This is a genomic window from Cellulophaga geojensis KL-A (assembly GCF_000568425.1).
In the GTDB taxonomy this organism is placed as follows: Bacteria; Bacteroidota; Bacteroidia; order Flavobacteriales; family Flavobacteriaceae; genus Cellulophaga; species Cellulophaga lytica.
In genome coordinates this window covers 1-19,852 of the sequence record NZ_ARZX01000032.1, presented here as the reverse complement: position 1 = coordinate 19,852, position 19,852 = coordinate 1, and the positions used below count along the sequence as shown (strand labels likewise).

Annotated in this window: 26 protein-coding genes; 8 read left to right on the top strand and 18 right to left on the bottom strand. The window is 30.5% G+C overall.

Features of this window, described 5'->3' with window-relative positions; genetic code table 11:
* Positions 1-228 precede the first annotated feature (228 nt).
* The 7 genes from KLA_RS16365 to KLA_RS16335 form a co-directional block, all read right to left on the bottom strand.
* Positions 229-471, bottom strand: a complete 243-nt coding sequence (locus KLA_RS16365; protein ID WP_034647105.1) for a hypothetical protein — start codon at positions 469-471, stop codon at positions 229-231.
* 226 nt (positions 472-697) lie between these two features.
* A complete protein-coding gene (locus KLA_RS16360) occupies positions 698-934 on the bottom strand; it encodes a hypothetical protein (protein WP_013619629.1) in 237 nt (78 codons plus the stop codon).
* Between the two features lie 237 nt (positions 935-1,171).
* Positions 1,172-1,408: a hypothetical protein gene (locus tag KLA_RS16355; RefSeq protein ID WP_013619630.1), complete on the bottom strand. Its 237-nt coding sequence runs from the start codon at positions 1,406-1,408 to the stop codon at positions 1,172-1,174.
* A gap of 243 nt (positions 1,409-1,651) precedes the next feature.
* Complete coding sequence (locus KLA_RS16350; protein WP_034647103.1) at positions 1,652-1,888, bottom strand: hypothetical protein; 237 nt, start codon at positions 1,886-1,888, stop codon at positions 1,652-1,654.
* 238 nt (positions 1,889-2,126) lie between these two features.
* Complete coding sequence (locus tag KLA_RS16345; RefSeq protein ID WP_013619630.1) at positions 2,127-2,363, bottom strand: hypothetical protein; 237 nt, start codon at positions 2,361-2,363, stop codon at positions 2,127-2,129.
* 243 nt (positions 2,364-2,606) lie between these two features.
* Complete coding sequence (locus tag KLA_RS16340) at positions 2,607-2,843, bottom strand: hypothetical protein (protein ID WP_034647103.1); 237 nt, start codon at positions 2,841-2,843, stop codon at positions 2,607-2,609.
* Positions 2,844-3,029: 186 nt separating this feature from the next.
* Positions 3,030-3,710, bottom strand: coding sequence for a peptidoglycan DD-metalloendopeptidase family protein (locus tag KLA_RS16335; protein ID WP_034647101.1), 681 nt, complete (start codon positions 3,708-3,710; stop codon positions 3,030-3,032).
* Between the two features lie 87 nt (positions 3,711-3,797).
* Here KLA_RS16335 and msrA point away from each other — a divergent pair, with 87 nt between their 5' ends.
* Entirely contained in the window at positions 3,798-4,475 is a 678-nt protein-coding gene (gene msrA, locus KLA_RS16330; RefSeq protein WP_034647099.1) for a peptide-methionine (S)-S-oxide reductase MsrA, read from the top strand.
* A gap of 9 nt (positions 4,476-4,484) precedes the next feature.
* Here the strand turns inward: msrA and KLA_RS16325 are convergent, their stop codons facing one another.
* The 3 genes from KLA_RS16325 to KLA_RS16315 are packed head-to-tail and all read right to left on the bottom strand — an operon-like array spanning position 4,485 to position 6,964.
* On the bottom strand, positions 4,485-5,876 hold the full coding sequence (locus KLA_RS16325; protein WP_034647097.1) for a hypothetical protein: 1,392 nt from the start codon (positions 5,874-5,876) through the stop codon (positions 4,485-4,487).
* Entirely contained in the window at positions 5,857-6,438 is a 582-nt protein-coding gene (locus KLA_RS16320; RefSeq protein WP_034647095.1) for a hypothetical protein, read from the bottom strand. The genes KLA_RS16325 and KLA_RS16320 overlap by 20 nt, the downstream gene beginning before the upstream one ends.
* On the bottom strand, positions 6,422-6,964 hold the full coding sequence (locus KLA_RS16315; protein WP_034647093.1) for an RNA polymerase sigma factor: 543 nt from the start codon (positions 6,962-6,964) through the stop codon (positions 6,422-6,424). The genes KLA_RS16320 and KLA_RS16315 overlap by 17 nt, the downstream gene beginning before the upstream one ends.
* A 220-nt stretch (positions 6,965-7,184) precedes the next feature.
* Between KLA_RS16315 and KLA_RS16310 the strand changes: the two genes are divergently transcribed.
* The 4 genes from KLA_RS16310 to KLA_RS16295 all read left to right on the top strand — a co-directional run bounded on the left by KLA_RS16310 (position 7,185) and on the right by KLA_RS16295 (position 10,269).
* Positions 7,185-7,745: a DUF2911 domain-containing protein gene (locus KLA_RS16310; RefSeq protein ID WP_034647091.1), complete on the top strand. Its 561-nt coding sequence runs from the start codon at positions 7,185-7,187 to the stop codon at positions 7,743-7,745.
* A gap of 2 nt (positions 7,746-7,747) precedes the next feature.
* The gene (gene meaB, locus KLA_RS16305) at positions 7,748-8,785 is read left to right on the top strand and encodes a methylmalonyl Co-A mutase-associated GTPase MeaB (protein WP_013619638.1); all 1,038 of its coding nucleotides are present in this window, start codon (positions 7,748-7,750) and stop codon (positions 8,783-8,785) included.
* A gap of 23 nt (positions 8,786-8,808) precedes the next feature.
* Entirely contained in the window at positions 8,809-9,537 is a 729-nt protein-coding gene (locus KLA_RS16300; protein WP_013619639.1) for a glycosyltransferase, read from the top strand.
* Positions 9,538-9,606: 69 nt separating this feature from the next.
* On the top strand, positions 9,607-10,269 hold the full coding sequence (locus KLA_RS16295; RefSeq protein ID WP_013619640.1) for a hypothetical protein: 663 nt from the start codon (positions 9,607-9,609) through the stop codon (positions 10,267-10,269).
* On the opposite strand, the gene KLA_RS16290 is transcribed toward KLA_RS16295, so the two are convergent.
* The 6 genes from KLA_RS16290 to KLA_RS16265 form a co-directional block, all read right to left on the bottom strand.
* Entirely contained in the window at positions 10,270-10,839 is a 570-nt protein-coding gene (locus tag KLA_RS16290; RefSeq protein WP_013619641.1) for a phosphatase PAP2 family protein, read from the bottom strand.
* A 9-nt stretch (positions 10,840-10,848) separates the two neighbouring features.
* The gene (locus tag KLA_RS16285; protein WP_013619642.1) at positions 10,849-11,076 is read right to left on the bottom strand and encodes a hypothetical protein; all 228 of its coding nucleotides are present in this window, start codon (positions 11,074-11,076) and stop codon (positions 10,849-10,851) included.
* 2 nt (positions 11,077-11,078) lie between these two features.
* Entirely contained in the window at positions 11,079-12,452 is a 1,374-nt protein-coding gene (locus KLA_RS16280) for an MATE family efflux transporter (protein ID WP_013619643.1), read from the bottom strand.
* Positions 12,453-12,506: 54 nt separating this feature from the next.
* Entirely contained in the window at positions 12,507-13,283 is a 777-nt protein-coding gene (gene mazG / locus KLA_RS16275; RefSeq protein WP_013619644.1) for a nucleoside triphosphate pyrophosphohydrolase, read from the bottom strand.
* 96 nt (positions 13,284-13,379) lie between these two features.
* Entirely contained in the window at positions 13,380-13,607 is a 228-nt protein-coding gene (locus KLA_RS16270) for a VF530 family DNA-binding protein (RefSeq protein WP_034647089.1), read from the bottom strand.
* A 5-nt stretch (positions 13,608-13,612) separates the two neighbouring features.
* Positions 13,613-14,902, bottom strand: a complete 1,290-nt coding sequence (locus KLA_RS16265) for a DEAD/DEAH box helicase (RefSeq protein WP_034647087.1) — start codon at positions 14,900-14,902, stop codon at positions 13,613-13,615.
* A gap of 276 nt (positions 14,903-15,178) precedes the next feature.
* Here KLA_RS16265 and KLA_RS16260 point away from each other — a divergent pair, with 276 nt between their 5' ends.
* The 3 genes from KLA_RS16260 to KLA_RS16250 all read left to right on the top strand — a co-directional run bounded on the left by KLA_RS16260 (position 15,179) and on the right by KLA_RS16250 (position 18,120).
* A complete protein-coding gene (locus tag KLA_RS16260) occupies positions 15,179-15,823 on the top strand; it encodes a GDSL-type esterase/lipase family protein (protein ID WP_034647085.1) in 645 nt (214 codons plus the stop codon).
* 9 nt (positions 15,824-15,832) lie between these two features.
* A complete protein-coding gene (locus KLA_RS16255) occupies positions 15,833-17,443 on the top strand; it encodes a family 20 glycosylhydrolase (protein WP_034647083.1) in 1,611 nt (536 codons plus the stop codon).
* Positions 17,444-17,523: 80 nt separating this feature from the next.
* Positions 17,524-18,120 (top strand): hypothetical protein, encoded by a 597-nt coding sequence (locus tag KLA_RS16250; RefSeq protein WP_013619649.1) that lies wholly within the window; start codon positions 17,524-17,526, stop codon positions 18,118-18,120.
* Positions 18,121-18,152: 32 nt separating this feature from the next.
* Here the strand turns inward: KLA_RS16250 and KLA_RS16245 are convergent, their stop codons facing one another.
* On the bottom strand, positions 18,153-18,551 hold the full coding sequence (locus tag KLA_RS16245) for a response regulator (RefSeq protein ID WP_013619650.1): 399 nt from the start codon (positions 18,549-18,551) through the stop codon (positions 18,153-18,155).
* The gene (locus KLA_RS16240) at positions 18,551-19,642 is read right to left on the bottom strand and encodes an ATP-binding protein (protein ID WP_034647081.1); all 1,092 of its coding nucleotides are present in this window, start codon (positions 19,640-19,642) and stop codon (positions 18,551-18,553) included. Before KLA_RS16240 ends, KLA_RS16245 begins: the two co-directional genes overlap by 1 nt.
* Between the last annotated feature and the right edge of the window lie 210 nt (positions 19,643-19,852).

Here is a 19,852-nt window from a genome sequence, read left to right as displayed (position 1 = left end):
TTTTAGTGTATCGCTATGTTAGGACGGGACACTATTAAACATAAAAAAAGCAGCTCTTTTAAGAGCTGCTTTTTTATTTATACGCAGTTATAACTGCAATTGTTGTTAGTTACTTTTTTATGCTTTTGTTACGTACAGGAACTTTAATTGCACGCACTTTTGGTTTATTATTAAATAACAAACCAATTGTAATAGCTGCTATTGTAATTAAAGTTATATATATCATAATTAAACTAATTTTGCTTTATTTGCTTTTGTCTCAAAAGATAACGCTTTAATAATATTTGCATTTTTAATTAAATACAAACGTGCAACGCTATTCTGTTTTGTATTATTTAAAACTGTAGACCCTTTTACAATTGAAGCTATTTTCTCTACTTCAACTTTTTTTATAGGCAACTTTTTAGTTTTTTGTGCTTGTACAGATAAACCAACACATAAAATTAAAGATAAGGTAACTAAAGTTTTCATAAATAGGTTTTTGTTTCCTATAAAATTACAACGCTTATCATTCCAAGTTTTTTCATACTCGTTTAAAAACACTTTTTTATCGTTGACTTGCAATAACTTAGATGAACTACCTATTAAAAAATAATAGTATTTACCTTTACAAGCACTTTATCTCAAAAAAGATACACTTTAACGATTTAATAAAAACTAAAACACTATTTAACAATCAGTTATAAATTACTTTACATTAAGCAATTTTAGACTTGCTACGCTTTGTAGAAAAAGATAATGCTTTTTTAACTTTAGAGTTTTTAAACTTATACAAACGTGCAACTTTAGTTTCTTGTTGTACAGCTTCTTTTTTTACTACTGCAGCTTTTATCTCTGTAGTTTCCATTTTTAAAACAGGAGTAACTTTAGCTTCTTGTGCCTGTGCTGTAACGCCTACTGTAATAATGAATAATAAAGTGATAATTGCTTTCATAGTAACTTTGTTTGTTGATGTAAAATTACTACCAACTTAAAGTTACAGAAATCTAAATCGCTTAAACACCCTTATTTTTAGGTGTTTGACAAAATTTATGATAAAGTGTAAAAAATCTTCGATGACTGAAATTAAGCTAAAATCAGCTAATCGAAATTAAGTGTATTACAACTGATATTGTGCAGAAAGAAAAAAATAAATAAGGAGATATAAAAACAAAAATATAGTCTACGCTTATTACGCCACTTTAGTCTTAGCCTTTTTAATAACAAAAGTTAATGCTTTTTTAATTTTAGAATTTTTAAACTTGTATAAACGTGCAACCTCAACTTTTTCTTTAACAACGTCTTTTTTAATTTCTGTAATTTTAGCTTCTGTAGTTTCTATATTTAATACAGCTGTAGTTTTAGCTTCTTGTGCTTGTGCAGTTAATCCTAATGTAATAACGAATAATAAAGTGATAATAGCTTTCATAATATTTTTGTTTTGTTTTACAAAGCTACTTACCACATATACCCAAAATTAACATTTACAGATGAGTATCTCTTAACTATAGACGAGTGGTAATAAAGTAAATACTGGTAACGTTCACCGTAAATCCTATAAATACACCGTAAAACCAATTAACGGTATTTTATGCATTTTATCGATAAACACACTATATATCAACCTAAAAAAAATAAATGAATAATAAAAACTAAGAGTAACGTAATTGAATTAAGCAATTTTAGACTTTCCACGTTTTGTAGAAAAAGATAATGCTTTTTTAATTTTAGAGTTTTTAAACTTATATAAACGTGCAACTTTAGTTTCTTGTTGTACAGCTTCTTTTTTCACTACTGTAGCTTTTACCTCTGTAGTTTCCATTTTTAAAACAGGAGCAACTTTAGCTTCTTGTGCCTGTGCTGTAACGCCTACTGTAATAATGAATAATAAAGTGATAATTGCTTTCATAGTAACTTAGTTTTGATACTGTAAAATTACTATCAAGCTAAGGGCTACTAAATCTAAATCGCTTAAACACCCTTATTTTTAGGTGTTTGACAAAATTTATGATAAAGTGTAAAAAATCTTCGATGACTGAAATTAAGCTAAAATCCTCTAATCGAAATTAAGTGTATTACAACTGATATTGTGCAGAAAGAAAAAAATAAATAAGGAGATATAAAAACAAAAATATAGTCTACGCTTATTACGCCACTTTAGTCTTAGCCTTTTTAATAACAAAAGTTAATGCTTTTTTAATTTTAGAATTTTTAAACTTGTATAAACGTGCAACCTCAACTTTTTCTTTAACAACGTCTTTTTTAATTTCTGTAATTTTAGCTTCTGTAGTTTCTATATTTAATACAGCTGTAGTTTTAGCTTCTTGTGCTTGTGCAGTTAATCCTAATGTAATAACGAATAATAAAGTGATAATAGCTTTCATAATATTTTTGTTTTGTTTTACAAAGCTACTTACCACATATACCCAAAATTAACATTTACAGATGAGTATCTCTTAACTATAGACGAGTGGTAATAAAGTAAATACTGGTAACGTTCACCGTAAATCCTATAAATACACCGTAAAACCAATTAACGGTATTTTATGCATTTTATCGATAAACACACTATATATCAACCTAAAAAAAATAAATGAATAATAAAAACTAAGAGTAACGTAATTGAATTAAGCAATTTTAGACTTTCCACGTTTTGTAGAAAAAGATAATGCTTTTTTAATTTTAGAGTTTTTAAACTTATATAAACGTGCAACTTTAGTTTCTTGTTGTACAGCTTCTTTTTTCACTACTGTAGCTTTTACCTCTGTAGTTTCCATTTTTAAAACAGGAGCAACTTTAGCTTCTTGTGCCTGTGCTGTAACGCCTACTGTAATAATGAATAATAAAGTGATAATTGCTTTCATAGTAACTTTGTTTGTTGATGTAAAATTACTACCAACTTAAAGTTACAGAAATCTAAATCGCTTAAACACCCTTATTTTTAGGTGTTTGACAAAATTTATGATAAAGTGTAAAAAATCTTCGATGACTGAAATTAAGCTAAAATCCTCTAATCGAAATTAAGTGCACTTAATCTTAAATAAAGACATTTATATTTTTAACAGCAAGTTTGGATTAGGACAATTTTGCGCATAATAAGCTAAATCTTTTTTGGTACAAACTCCTGGATAATCTCCCTTAAAGTCTTTTATATCCATTATAAGCTGAAAATGTAAATGTGGTGCATAACCTACATTGACCTCAGCAGTACCTAAAGTTGCCAAAACAGTACCCTGTACAATCTCTTTACCAATATATATATTGTTTAATGAAGAAACAGACAAGTGTCCGTATAAAGTAAAAAATGTTTGTTTATATATTGTGTGTTCTAATATTATTGTAGGTCCGTAATCTCCAAATACATTATTATTTTTAAAACTATGCACTACTCCACTTACAGGCACTATAACTTCTGCACCAGCATCTGCCCAAAAATCTACACCCAAATGTATATTACGTACATCACTACTTTGTTTAGCAAAGTTTTCATTATTAGCATATAGATTTCTTTTTTCTAAATACCCACCAAAAGCAACTGTTCCTTTTTTAAGTTCTAATTGCTGCTTAATATACGCTTCACATTCATTTGCCCTGGTAATATCTACCTTATCTAACTCTTTATTACCGGTAGATAAGTCCACAGGAATATAACTGTCTTTTAAATTAGTTGTATTTATAATAGAAGTAAAACCTGTAGTTACAGATTGCAAAAAATTTGCTGTATTTTGCATAAATAAAATGTTAATGTATTTTTAAAATAGATGTACCCTTGTAAGTATATTTAAAAGTAGCGCACTAATTTATTAAAAAGAAAATTTATGAGAATAGTTAAAGTTGCATTATTACTAAGCACTATATTAATATCTACAAGTTGTTCATCTAAAAACAATACAAAAAAAGAAACTAGTACAGAGGCCAAAGCAGAGACAAAAACAGTTATTCAGGATTTAAGCTCTTATGAAACTGCCTATTTTGCAAGTGGTTGCTTTTGGTGTGTAGAAGCTGTTTTTGAGAGTGTTAAAGGTGTTAAGGAAGTAATATCTGGCTATGCAGGAGGTAAAGAAAAAAATCCTACTTACGAGCAAGTAGGTAGTGGTAATAGCACACACGCAGAAGCTGTTGTTGTTTACTACAACCCAAAACAAGTTAGTTATGCTACCTTAGTTAAAGTTTTTTTTGGATCTCAAGACCCAACAACATTAAACCGCCAAGGACCAGATAAAGGCACACAATATAGATCTATTGCTTTTTACAAAAACAAGCAAGAACAAAAAATTATAACAGACTATATAGCTAAGCTTACTAAAGAAAAAGTATTTAGCTCTAAAATTGTAACAGAAATAACTCCATTTACAACTTTTTACAAGGCAGAAGACTACCACCAAGATTACGAAAAAAAACATCCTAACAACCCGTACATTAAAAATGTATCTATACCTAGGCTAAATAGGTTTAAAAGTAAATTTCCAGAGTTATTAAAAAAAGACTCTCATTAAAGATTGGCTTCATTTTAAAACAACATCACTGTAAGATGCATTTATATTAACAGATTTTTTTGTGTTATTAGATGCATTAAATCCTTTGTGTACTATTATATTCTGATTTACAGACTTATTTACTGATAAACCTACAGGCAAAGCTACTTTAGATGACTTGCCCTTTACATATATTGAATAAGATGATTTTGGTAAGGATGCATTTAAATTACCATTAGTTATGGTTACATCTAGATCCTCAAAACTTGAAGAAACTGAGTTTATTTCTACATCACCAAAATCGTTTGTAATAAAAGCTGACTTTAACAACTCATTAATTGTAATGTTTGATGAAACAGCACTTAAAGTAAGCTCATTAACTGTTTTTAAATCTATAGCTTTAGTATAACTAGTTTTTAGTTGTCCTACGTTCCAATTACTAACATATACAGGAGAATAAGACGCATTTACATACGTCTTATCTCCATTTATTGTTGTAGCTAGCAAACTTGCATAAGACAAGTTTGCGTTTATATTTGTAGTATTCTCAGCTAGTTTTACTTTACCGTGGCGTACATCCATTTTTATGGTTGCAGATTTAGGCATTTTAATCTTAATAGTTTTTTTAACTTTTAAGCTTTTAGTATCACCACCTTTAGAAATGTAAAATGTATTTGGACTAGTATAAAACTCATTGGAGTCCATATAAAATACATCTCCGTTTTGCTGTGCTTTTAAAACTTTAGCTTTTACCTTTTCTGCTATTAGCTTATGTTTTTCAGCAATCTCCTTATGCTTCTCTCTTATAATTTTTGCTTGTTTCTGAGTAATTTCTGCCTTTTTTTTAACTTCTGCTACCCATTTTTTTATTTCAGCTTCGTTTTTAGCTCCCATATCTTTTTGAAACTCTTTTTGCCACTTTTGTATATACTCTTTACCTCCTTTTTGATATTCTTCATAATCAAAGTCTGCAAATTTTACGTCTTTTAAATCAAAATCTAGAACTATAGAGTCCACCCTAATAGTATCCATATCAAAAGATACTCTAGCAGGAAAATTAGAGGTATTAAAATGTACTGGATATGCATTTGCAAAGCTGGTTGTTTTACTAAAAAATTTGTTACCTCCGGTAGATACAGTTACTTTACTAGAGTTTCCTAGGATATCCATTTTATTACGAATAAAATACTTTTCTGCTTCATCTGCAGTCATTCCTTCAACCTCTATTGTAGCTTCTATTTGTATTACGTTCTTGTTCCAGGTATCAAACTCAATATCTGCATTGTTGGTATCTAAATCTAAAACGGCGTTTTTATCTACATTAAAAACTTCTTTAATTTTTTTTGTTTGTTTTTGAGCGTACAAACCTACATTTATCAACAGTGCTAAAACTGCCATACTCTTATACATTAATTGTTTCATTTTGGGTGCTTTTTAATTCGTTTAACTTTTTTCTTAGTTTTTGTAGCAACTGCAAACGCAATTGCAAATTGTTAATTAAAGCAGAAATTAATTGATCATTAGGCCCAATGGTGTTTAACTCTGTATTAAGTTCTTGGTATTCTTTATGCAACTCCGCTAAGCGCTCCATATAACTATCTACCAATGTTTTATTATCGTTAGACACTTGCAACTGTGCCAACTCTAAATTTATATTTACTTTATAATAATCTTCTATTTTTTTTAAATCAGGAGATAATGCCCCTAGGGTTATCCCATCTTTGCTTTTGGTTACCTTTTCAGTATCTACAATAGTTGGTTGCACAGGAGTGTTCTTGGTTTTTGCAACATAAATAAGCAAAGATATAGTTAGCATTAATAGTACACTAGCAGCTACTTTATACCTAAATTTTGCAGTATATTTTTGTGTAGCAGGCATAGTTTGGTTAAGTTTATCTTCAAACCTAGCCATATGCCCATCTTTTAAGTTGTGCTTTTGCTTTGCTCTTTCTTTCTTAAATATTTCTCTAAGATCCTGTCCCATATCTTTTCTCTTTTAAAAGTTCTTTTAACAAGCCTTTACCTCTTAACAAGCGTGTTCTACAGGCAGACTCAGTAATATCTAATATTCCAGATGTTTCTGAGTGGTCATATCCTTCAATTAAATATAATTGTACCACACATTGGTATTTGCTTGGTAGCTGAGCTATTGCAAACTTTATTTGCTGCAGAGTTACCGTATCTTCTACCAACCAATCATCATCTTCTACCACTCTTAAACTAGTTTCTGTTAAGGCTACATATTTATCTTTTTTAACTTTTATAAAATCTAAACATTTGTGTACTACAATTTTTTTAAGCCAAGCACCAAAGGTTACTTCTCCTCTATACTGGTGTATTTTTTCAAAAGCATTAATAAATGCCTCTTGAACTACATCTTCTGCATCGTCTTCATTTTTTAAAAAACGCATAGCCACACAATACATACCATTACAGTATTGCTTATAAAGCTGCATTTGTGCTTTACGGTTATTTGTTTTGCATTTTTTAATAATATCAGCAGTAGACATTAATTTTTTCTTGTATTAGGTTTAGTTTGTTATTTAAAAGACGATACAAAATTACTGATGTTGCAAAAACATAAATTATTTTTGTTTTTTTGTAGCAATCCCTATTAAATTAAAGCAATTTTACACTTTATATAATATACTGGTTAAAGTACAAATTAAGCAGTTCTTAATTAAGCAAGATTTAGTAACTTAGAGAAAAACCTAAAAAAACAACCACAATATGAAAGTTATACAATGGATGATTGTTACAGTAGTGGTGTTAGGACTACTTACAATTTTTGTTGGGTTACCAATGATGAAAGACCAAACTAAAAAATTTAGTCCGGAAGCAACTGTAACATATAATAAAGACGGTTACAATTTAAACGTAGTTTATTGTAGCCCTTCTAAAAAAGACAGACCAATTTTTGGTTCGCTTGTACCGTATAACAAAGTTTGGAGAACTGGTGCTAATGAACCTACTACTTTTAAAACCACTTCTGCTATTAAAGTAGATGGTAAAAACTTACCTGCTGGCACATATTCTATCTGGTCTAAACCAAATAAAGACAGTTGGGATATTATTTTTAATAAAGAAGTTCCAGATTGGGGAGTTACAATTTTAAGCGGTGGAGCAGAAACTACCAGAAATGCAAAACAAGATATTGTAACAGTAACTGTACCTGTAACAAAATTAGATTCGGTTAAAGAAAGATTTACCATTAACTTTGAAGACAAAGAACAACCGTACTTAACTTTAGCTTGGGATAAAACCAAAGTTAACGTACCTATTAGCAAGTAATATTGAACACAAATAAAAATATAAGTAACCAAAGTGCTTCTAAAATTAAAAAATTTAGAAGAGAATTACCCTCTACAGAAAACTTAACCAATGGTATTTTAAGTGGTAATAAAACAGCTTTAAGTAGAGCTATTACACTTATAGAGAGCACCAACAGTACACACACTAAACAAGCTAATGAAATTATAGAGCGTTGTTTACTACACAAAACTAACAGTATTAGAATTGGTATAACTGGTGTACCTGGCGTTGGTAAAAGTACTTTTATAGAACGCTTTGGAAAAAAACTTACTGCCCAAGGTAATAAAGTTGCTGTTTTAGCTGTAGACCCAACAAGTACTGTTACAAAAGGTAGTATTTTGGGTGATAAAACACGAATGGAAGAACTTGTAAAAGACGAAAATGCATTTATTAGACCATCTCCGTCTGGCAGCTCTTTAGGTGGTGTTGCCCGTAAAACAAGAGAAACCATTGTACTTTGTGAAGCTGCCGGCTATAATGTTATTTTAATTGAAACAGTTGGTGTTGGCCAAAGTGAAACTGCGGTACATAGTATGGTAGACTTTTTTCTTTTATTAAAATTAGCCGGTGCTGGTGATGAGCTTCAAGGTATTAAGCGTGGTATTATGGAAATGGCAGATGCTATTGTGATTAATAAATCTGACGGAGATAATGTACAACGTGCCAAAAAAGCAAGAGTAGAGTTTACACGTGCTCTGCATTTACTAAAAACACAAGATAATGGCTGGGTACCAAAAGTGCTAGCTTGTTCTGCTCTAGAAGATATTGGTATTACAGATGTTTGGGAAACAATAACAAACTATGTTGCTATTAACACCAAAAACAACTTTTTTATACAAAAAAGACAAGAGCAAAATAAATATTGGCTATTACAAACCATTGAAGACCAATTAAAACAACAGTTTTACAGTAATAAAAGTGTAAAGGCAGAATTACAAGTTGCTATAGATGCTGTTATAAACAATAAAACATCACCTTTTACTGCTGCAGACAAATTATTAAACTTACACAGTAAGTAATACCAACCGCTAGTTTGTATATTATGACGCACGAGTTTACTATAATTGTACCTATTTACAATGAAGAAGACAATATTGCTAGATTAGATAAAGAGCTTAACAATTACTTAAATGTTGCTCTAAAAAAAACAACTGTCTTATTTATAAATGATGGCTCTACAGATAATAGTCAAGCATTACTAGAGCAAATATGTGCTAACAACACTCATTTTTCTTTTGTACAGTTTGATAAAAATTACGGTTTAACAGCTGCTATTAAAGCAGGTTTTGATACTGCTACAACAGAACTTGTTGGTTACATTGATGCAGACTTACAAACAAGCCCGTTAGATTTTAATTTACTTTTAGATTATATACCAGAATACGACTTAGTTACTGGTATTAGAACAAACAGGAAAGATTCTGGTTTTAAAAAATTGTCATCTAGCCTAGCAAACAAAATAAGACGTTTTTTTACCAATGATGGTGTAGAAGATACTGGTTGCCCATTAAAAGTTATTAAAACCGCTTACGCTAAAAAAATACCACTTTTTAATGGTTTACATAGATTTTTACCCGCAATGATATTATTACAAAACGGAAAAGTAAAACAAATTCCGGTACAACATTTTCCTAGAATTGCTGGTAAAACAAAATTTGGATTCTGGAACAGGTCTTTGGGCCCATTAGCAGATTGTTTTGCCTATTTATGGATGAAGCATAAATACATTAGTTATAACGTTACAAAAAAAGCAACTAAACATAAAAGTTAAAATCTTACCAAAGTATAACACACCTTTTATTGGCAATTATTACCTTTGATTATTAGCAAAAAATATAAAATGAAAACAATAGATAAAGTAGTTTACGCAGTCTTATTTTTAATATGTAGTATTGGTTTGTATTTTGGACTAACAGACAAAGAATTTTTTGACACATATTATGCACAAGAAGACGGACTTGTAGAATACGGTACTGCATTAATGCTGTTTATTATTAGTTTAATTTGTTTATACAGGTTAATTACAATATCTAAAGGAAAATCTATAACCTGGAAAATAGGAACATTACTTTTTGCTATTTTGTTTTTATTTGGAGCAGGTGAAGAAGTATCATGGGGCCAACGTATTCTTGGTGTAGAATCTAGTGAGTTTTTTATAGAGAATAACGCACAAGGAGAAACCAACTTACACAATATGGTTGTAGGAGAAACCAAAGTAAACAAACTAATATTTAGTCAATTACTTATGGTTGTAATGGTTATGTATTTAATTGTGTCCCCTATTCTTTACAGAAAAAAAGAGTGGTTTAAACAACTGGTAAATACGTTTGCTGTTCCTATGGTAAAATGGCACCATACCATTGCCTTTTTAACTGCAACAGCATTAGTTGTTAGCAACCCAGCTGGTAGAACTTGGGAAGTTTACGAACTAGTTTTTGGTGCTATATTTATTTTAATATTTTTAGCTCCGCTAAATAATTCTATATTTAAAAAAGAAAGTTAATTATAGCTTTAACTTTGCAGCCATTAGCTGCATCAGTTTGTAAAAAACAAAACCTAAAAAACTACCAATTACAATACCTGTAGCAACATCTAATGTATAATGCACACCAATGTATATTCTGCTGTAGGCAACAAATGCTGCCCAAGTAAGTAGCAGTACTTTTATGTATTTAAATTTATCTTTAAGTACATTTCCAAAAAATACTGCAACAGCAAAAGAATTTGCTGCGTGTGCAGAAAAGTAGCCGTATTTACCTCCACAGGAACTTTTTACCAAACGTACTAAACCATCTAAGTCTGGGTTATGACAAGGCCTTAAACGCGCAATACCATATTTAAAAAAATTAGCCAATTGGTCTGTAGCTCCTATTAAAATACCTACAGATACTAATATTAAAAATGTTTTTTTTAATCCAACTTGCTTGTACGTAAAAAATAACAACACAGCATACAATGGTATAGAGCTTTTTTTATTGGTAACAAACATCCAAAAACCATCCCAAGTGCTAGTTCCTAAATTATTTAGGTATAAAAAAAAATTAGTATCGTATTGTATTAATTCTTCAAGCATAATTGTAATTTATTCTTCGTAACGAGAAATTTCTCTATCATAAAAAGCAGTAGCTTCAGCAATTAACTTTTCTGCTTCTTCAGTTAATTCTGCTTCATCTTCTTTTGTAAAATCTTCTAACCACTCTACCTCATCATCTTCTAAATTAATTATAAACCTAGGGTAATCTGTATGTATTATAAATATAGCTGTTGGGTAATCAGTGTTATCGCCCAATAAAAACTTTGGAAAATCCATAATTATTCTTCTGTATTAAGTATTAATTTTTTTGTTAGTATGTTAAATCTAATGTACAATAAAAAAGCAGATGCAGTTAAGCCAGCCAATAAGCCAATCCAAATTCCTGTACTTTTTAAAGGAGTATATAGGCCTAGATAAAAGCATATAGGAAAACCTATTAACCAATAGGCTATAAATGTAATTAGTGTTGGTATAGCAACATCTTGCAAACCACGTAAAGCACCAAGCACTACAACCTGCAGTCCGTCTGAAATTTGAAAAAAGGCTGCAACTAATAGTAATTGAGCTGCTATTAAAATAACCTCTGTATTATCTACAATGTTTGCTGTATCATTAACATCTAAATACACTGTTGGCAACCAATGTCTAAAAATTAAGAATAAAGTTGCAAAAACAACTTCTAATAAAAATGTAAGCAAAAATATAGATTGTGCCATTCTGCGCAAATCCTTAAAATTACCTAAACCTTTTTGGTTACCTACACGTACCATTGCAGCTACTCCTAGTCCCATACCAACCATAAACGTCATACTAGACAGGTTTAATGCTATTTGGTTTGCTGCCTGTGGATTTTTACCAAGTACACCACTTATCCATATAGCTGCTGTAAATATGGCAACTTCAAAAAACATTTGCAATGCAGAAGGAAAACCAATTTTCATAATTTTGTTTAGTATTTGGTTTTCTATTTTTTTAAAATTGAAACCCGTAACGTATTTATGAAACTTTTTAGTTTGTTTTAGCATTACCCATATTAAAACAACCATAGAAATTCTAGATACCAATGTACCAATGGCTGCTCCTATAATACCTAGTTCAGGAAAACCAAAGTTTCCAAAAATTAGTAAGTAGTTTAATAGTATGTTTATAGCATTACCAATTAAAGTAACGTACATAGGGTATTTTGTTTGCGATAAGCCATCTGAAAATTGTTTAAACGCTTGAAAAATCACTAATGGCACTAATGAAAAAGCTACCAAATCTAAATAAGGAATAGCGAGTTCTACAACCTCTGGCGGTTGTTTCATTAAATACATTAATGGTTTACCTAAAAGTATAACTCCAAATAAAAACAGGCCTAAAACGGTACATAGCAACAGTCCGTGTTTTAGTGCGTTTTTAGCATCCTTTACATTATTAGCGCCATCTGCCTCTGCTACCAATGGTGTTATTGCTGTAGAGAAACCAATTCCTAAAGACATTGCAATAAATACAAAACTATTACCTAAAGATACAGCTGCTAACTCTGCTGTACCTAGTTGCCCAACCATAATATTATCTGCAAAACCAACAAATGTGTGCCCCAATAAGCCTAATATAACTGGGAATGCTAGCTTTAAGTTGTATTTAAATTCTTTTGTGTATTGTTTCAATTTTTGAATGCTTTAAAAAATGAAATTAAAATAATTATAGGTCTTACTGCAGTATTAGTTTTCTTTTTTTGCTTGGTTCCAGAAAACATCCATTTCTGCAAGTGTCATATCTTGCAAAGATTTACCCATTTCTTTTGCCTTAGTTTCTAAATACTGAAACCTTTTGATGAACTTTTTGTTTGTACGTTCTAGCGCATCTTCTGGATTAACCTTTAAAAAGCGTGCGTAATTAATCATAGAAAACAAAACATCCCCAAATTCTGCTTCTATTTTGTCTTGGTTAGCATCATTTACTTCTTCTTGCAACTCTGCTAGTTCTTCCTGCACTTTTTCAAATACCTGTTGTGGCTCTTCCCAATCAAATCCTACACCGGCAACTTTATCTTGTATTCTACTTGCTTTTACTAATGCAGGCAAACTTTTAGGAACACCCTCTAAAACACTTTTTTTTCCTTCTTTTAGTTTTAGTTTTTCCCAGTTACGCTTAACCTCTTCTTCATCTTCTACCTTAACATCTCCATAAATATGAGGATGACGATGTATTAGTTTGTCACAAATTTCATTTGCAACATCAGCTATATCAAAATCATTAGTTTCACTACCAATTTTAGCATAAAAAACGATATGTAAAAGTAAATCTCCTAATTCTTTTTTAACTTCTTCTAAATTATTGTCTAAAATAGCATCACCTAACTCATAGGTTTCTTCTATGGTTAAGTGGCGTAAGGTTTGTAAGGTTTGCTTTTTATCCCAAGGGCATTGCTCTCGCAATTCTTCCATTATGGTAAGCAATCTATCTATAGCTTTTAATTGTGTACTTCTAGAATTCATCCTAAAAAAAGTTTTGGTAAAAGTACAAAGACTATCGTTTTAAAAAGCACAAAAAACAAGAGTAATTTGCTTTAAATAACAAAAAGCAACACCTGCTTATTGTTTTGCTTTTTCTTGTAATAACTGTAAATACATTTGCTCTACTTTGGTACGTGCCCAAGGTGTTCTGCGTAAAAAATGAAGACTAGATTTTACTGTTGGCCTATGGGTAAAACAGCGTATATTAACTGTATTACCCATATATTCCCAGCCATAAAAGTCTACCAGCTCATCTATAATAGTTGCTAGTTTTACACCGTGTAAAGGATCATTAGACTTTTGCATTATTATTAATTGCGTTTATTGTTAGACCTGCGGTCATTATTACGTTTAGGTCTACGGTTATTGCTAGTATTGTTTTTAGATGCTCCGCCTTTAGGCTTGCTGCTAGAACTTCTAGAACGATTATTACGTTGTCCTTGTTTAATTGGTTTTGTAGATGCATTAGGATCTGGCTCAAAACCTTCTACAATTTCTACAGGAATTTGCATTCCTATTAATTTTTGAATATCTTTTAAATACGTGGTTTCATCTGCACTAACTAAAGATACTGCCTCACCACTTGCACCTGCCCTACCTGTTCTACCTATACGGTGTACATAGTCCTCAGATATATTTGGAATTTCATAATTAATTACGTGTGGTAGTAAAGGAATATCTAAACCACGTGCAGCAATATCTGTAGCTACTAACACACGTAGTGTTCCTTTTTTAAATCCGTCTAATGCTTTTGTACGTGCACCCTGACTTTTGTTACCGTGTATAGCCGCTGCAGAAATACCTTTTGAGCTCATTTTTTTACACAAGTTATTTGCTCCGTGTTTTGTTCTTGTAAACACTAATACTTGTTGCCAATTGCCGTCTGATATTAACTTAATAATTAAGCCCGTTTTTTTACCTTTGGCTACTCTGTAAACTTTTTGCTTAATTACCTCTACAGCTGTATTTTCTGGTGTAGCTTCAACCTGTATAGGGTTATTTAAAATACCGTGAGCTAGCTTTTTAATGTCTTTAGAAAAAGTTGCTGAAAACATTAAATTTTGTCTTTTTGCTGGTATTAACTTCATTACGCGTTCTATATCACGCAAAAAACCCATATCTAACATACGGTCTGCTTCATCCAACACAAAAATTTCTACTTTATCTAATGATAAAAATCGTTGGTTATGAAGATCTAGTAAACGCCCAGGTGTTGCCACCAAAACATCCATTCCTCTTTTTAAATTTGCTATTTGTGGTTTTTGGTTTACTCCACCAAAAATTACCGCGGAGCGTAAATCTAAAAACTCGCTATATTCTTTTACGTTAGCAAATATTTGCGCTGCTAATTCTCTTGTTGGCGTTAATATTAAAGCGCGTACTGGCCTATGTCTTAACGTTTTTTGTTCTGATAATAAATGTAATAATGGTAAAGTAAAACCTGCTGTTTTACCTGTGCCTGTTTGTGCAGATGCCAAAACATCTTTACCTTCTAAAACAGGCGGTATTGCTTTTTCTTGTATTGGAGACGGAGTTGTATACCCCTTTTTGTCTATTGCTTTTAATAGATTATTAGATAAACCTAAGTTTTTAAATGTCATAAATTAGTATTGATGAACCATAACTTTTTATTAAAGTCTGTTCTTAAAATTAAATGCAAAAGTAATGCTATTTTTATGGTTAATACTTTCTTTTAGAAAATGTTAAGAACCAAACTGTAATTAATTAATAAAGAGCTTGTTATTAATTCACTTTTTACACTACTAAAAACATTGCAGAGTTTATATAAATACGTGTATCGGGTATTGTATGTTACCTGTCGAAAAATACACATATAACACAAAAAAAGAAGTTATATTAACATTATATTTGAAAATATGAGAATTTTACTATCCTTATTTTTACTTACTTCAATTTTTGGCTTTAGCCAAACAACACATCGTTTTTACAATGAAGTACAAACGCTTCAAAAAAAATACAATAACAAACGTAACAGCAAACAACCAAGTATTGTTTTTACTGGTAGCTCTAGTATTAAATATTGGAAAACTATACAAGAAGATTTTCCGGATAAAAATATTATTAACACTGGTTTTGGTGGCTCTACAACAGAAGATTTACTATTATTTACAGACGATTTAATATTGGCCTACAACCCTAAACAAGTTTTTATTTATGAAGGTGATAATGATATTGCTGGTAATAGAAAATGTGGTTTAATACTATCACAATTAACACAAATAATTAATAAAATAAAAAGTGCAAACACAACTACACAAATTGTACTAATTTCTGTAAAACCAAGTATTGCAAGGTGGCACTTAAAAAGAAATTACAAAAAGCTAAACCGAAAATATAAGAGAATAGCTAAAAAAGACCCAAATATTAGTTATGTAGATATCTGGAAACCTATGCTTAATGGTAACAAGGTAAAGACAGATATTTTTACAGCAGATAACCTACATATGAATGCCAAAGGCTACCAAATTTGGCAAAATGTAATTACAAACTATATTAACTAACCAATTTAAATGAAAAATTCTATCTTATTTAGAACACTATTAACCCTTATTGGCATTTTTTTAATAGTTGCTTGCCAAGAAAAAAGAGTAATTATTAACTACCCAACTACAGATTTATCTGCAGAAAATATGGTTCCCTTGCCATTAAAAATAACTCCCACCAATAGTGCTTTTGGTTTAGACAAAAACACTGCAATTTATACCTCTAATGACTCTGGTTTTGAGCAAGTAGGTTCTTTTTTATCTAATAAAATTAGCACAAAAATTAATTTAGAGGTTCCTGTAAACACTACAAATACTGGGACATCTAAAATTATATACATTAATAAAACAGATAGTTTAGAACTTAAAAGTAAAGAAGCTTACCAAATGTATATTACGCAAGATTCTATTATTATAAATGCTAAAACAGCTGCTGGTGCATTTAGAGGCATACAAACATTAAGACAAATTATACCAGAAGAAAGTAATGATACGCTTACTACCCATAAAATGTGGCTTGTACCTAGCGGAAAAATACTAGATCAACCTAATTACGAGTACAGAGGTGCTATGTTAGATGTAGCCAGACATTTTTTTAGTGTTGGTGACGTAAAAAAATACCTAGATGTATTAGCATATTATAAATTTAATGCCCTGCACTTGCACTTAACTGATGACCAAGGTTGGAGAATAGAAATTAAATCTTGGCCAAAACTAACAGAAATTGGAGCTAGCACAGAAGTTGGCGGTGGCCCTGGAGGGTTTTATACCCAAGAAGATTTTAAAGAGTTAGTGCGTTATGCCGCAGAGAGACATATTATGATTGTACCAGAAATAGATATGCCAGGACACACAAACGCTGCTACAGTTGCATATCCGCAATTAAACGGAAACGGAAAAACGCCTAAAGTTTATACCGGTATGCGTGTAGGCTTTAGCACTTTTGATACAAATAAAGATATTGTTTATGCTTTTGTAGATGATGTTGTAAGAGAAATTTCTGCTATTTCTCCTGGCCCTTATTTTCATTTAGGAGGAGATGAAAGCCACGTTACAAAAAAGAAGGATTTTAAAAAATTTATTTTAAAAGTATCTAAAATTGTAGAAAGTCACGGAAAAACTCCAATTGGTTGGGATGAAATTGCTACTACAGATATAAGTAGCAATGCTGTTGCTCAATTTTGGAGAAGCGAAAAAAATGCAAACTTAGCGCTAGATAAGGGTATGAAGATTATTTTGTCTCCCGCTAAAAAAGCTTATTTAGATATGAAATATGATACCTTGTCTAAACACGGTTTAACTTGGGCAACTTATATACCTGTAGATTCTGCTTATATCTGGACACCAGAAACCTTTGTAAAAAACTTACCTAAAGCACAGGTATTAGGTATAGAAGCTCCTTTATGGTCTGAGACTATAAGCAATATTGAAGAGCTAGAATATTTAGCTTTTCCTAGAATTATTGGCTACTCTGAGCTTAACTGGACCATAAAAGAAAACAGAAATTGGGAAAATTATAAAAATAGATTAGCTAACCAAGCACCTTATTTAGACCGTATGAATGTTAAATACTACCCAACTAAACTTATAGACTGGAAAAAAAGCAAACACACATATAAATACATTGAAAAAGATTAAAGGTTTTTTAATTTACAATAACACAAGAATGTAAGAGTTATATTACTTGTATATAACATAAAAAAATTAGAAAAACTCTTATGCAAAACATTCAATTTCCTGTTAAGTTTCAATTTAAAATATCTTCATTTTCTAATGATTTTACAGCTACAGATGCTACTGGTAAAACAATAGCTTATGTAAAACAAAAGATGTTTAAGTTTAAAGAAGAAATTAAAATTTATAGTAACGAGTCTAAAACAAAAGTTAATTACAGTATTAAAGCTGATAAGTGGTTAGATTTTTCTGCTGCATATGCCTTTAAAGACGAAAACGGCAAAGAATTTGGTAAAGTTGCTCGTAAAGGTTGGAGGTCTATATGGAAAGCACATTATGATATTATTGATGAAAACCAAAAACAACAATACAATATATCTGAAGAAAACCCTTGGGTTAAAGTATTTGACTCTGTACTCGGAGAGATTCCGATATTAGGTATGTTTACAGGTTATTTATTTAACCCTTCTTATATGGTTAAGGATAACCAAGGAAAACCAATTATTAAACTAAAAAAGTCTGCTTCATTTTTTGGTAGAAATTTTGAATTAAGCAAACAAGGAGAAATGGATAGTGATGATGATGACCGTATAATGCTTGGCTTAATGATGATGATTTTATTAGAACGAAGAAGAGGATAACACAAATAAAAGCCTTGCAAGCAAGGCTTTTATTATTTTAAGCACTGCCTTAAAGACATTAGTATTTTTTGGAGCTTATCATAATTTAATGGTTTTTCTAAATAGCTTATTACATCTAAAAACGTTTTAGCTTTTTCTTTATCAGATGGCCTACCAGAAGATGTAACAATTACAATTGGCACACCCATACAAATGCAATTTTGCTCTTTGCTCTCCATAAATTCAAACCCATCCATAATAGGCATATTAAGATCTAAAACAATTAAGTCTGGCTTATTATCTTTTAAATAATCAATAGCTTCTTTACCATTTTCTACAGCTGTTATATTACTATATCCTAAGTTGTTTAATTTACTAGTAGTTATAAAGTTAGTTACTACATCATCTTCAATTAGCAAAATTTTACATAAGTTGGTTGTTTTATTCTCCATTAAAAATATATTTTAAATTGTGTTCCTTTATTTTCTTCGCTTACAACTTCTATTTGGCCTCCATTACCCACAATAATTGAGTGTATAATATAAAGTCCAACGCCCAAGCCTTCTACGTGTGTGTGCATTCTTTTAAATAAGCCAAATACTTTACTTTTTCCGTTACTAGTATCAAAACCCAAACCGTTATCTTTAATTATTAAAACTGGTTTATTGTTTTCTAAATGTGTAGATACGTGTATAATAGGTTTTCTACGAGGATGCTTATATTTTATAGCGTTAGATATTAAGTTATGCAAAATACTATCAAACTGTACAGGGTTGTAATTAATAGTTGGTAAAGCAGTAAAATCTTCTTTTATTATTGCCCTACTTGTAACTATTTTTTCTGAGTGTATTGCTTTTATTTTTGCTACAACTTCTTTAAAAATTACTTTTTCTTTTTTGTCTTCTAAATTAGATTTTAAGGCAATTACATTGTTTAAAGCCTTTAACTTATCACACATAAGTTTACCAACATATTTTAGCTTATCAAATATTGGTTTTACTTCATCTGTTATAGCATTGCTAGACTCTAACATACCAAAAAGGCTTTGCATATTGGTTAAAGGAGCTCTTAAGTCATGTGCAGCAACATAAGAGAACTCTTCCAGCTCTTTATTTTTAAGTTTTAAATTTTTATTTACAATTTGTAAATTATTCTGTGTTGCTTTTAGCTTATCTATTGTGGTTATTAGGTTAGTAATATCTAGTGTAGTTACTCCTAGCCCTTCCCCTACTTTAAAAGCTCTAACTATAAAAACAAAAGTTTTATCATCTGTATAAAAAGAAATTTCGTCTAGACTTATTGGCTTTCCTGTTTTTATAACATTTTTATAAGCCTCTAACCTTTCTGTACCTTCTAAATAAGGAAATGCTTCAAGAATAGATTTACCTATAAAATCGCTTTTTTTAATATTTAGGGTAGATATTGCAGCTTCATTCATATCTAAAAACACCATATTTTTATCAAATACTACACTAGGTGTGTGTGCCATAACAAAAAAAGCTCCTTTAATCTCATTGTCTACATTCATAATTTTAGCACTCATACTACTTGTTTTTATTTGGGGTTAAAACTGTAATCTGGTACAAATTTGAAGCTTATTGCTTATAAATTAAGCTGTTACACTTTAAAAAAACAGTTAATGTAGATGAATGGTAAAAAACATATGTTAAACAAAAAAGGCAACATACTTTAACGTATGTTGCCTTTTTATATATTAAATGGTCTGTTATTATTCTGCTGCAGACTCTTCAGT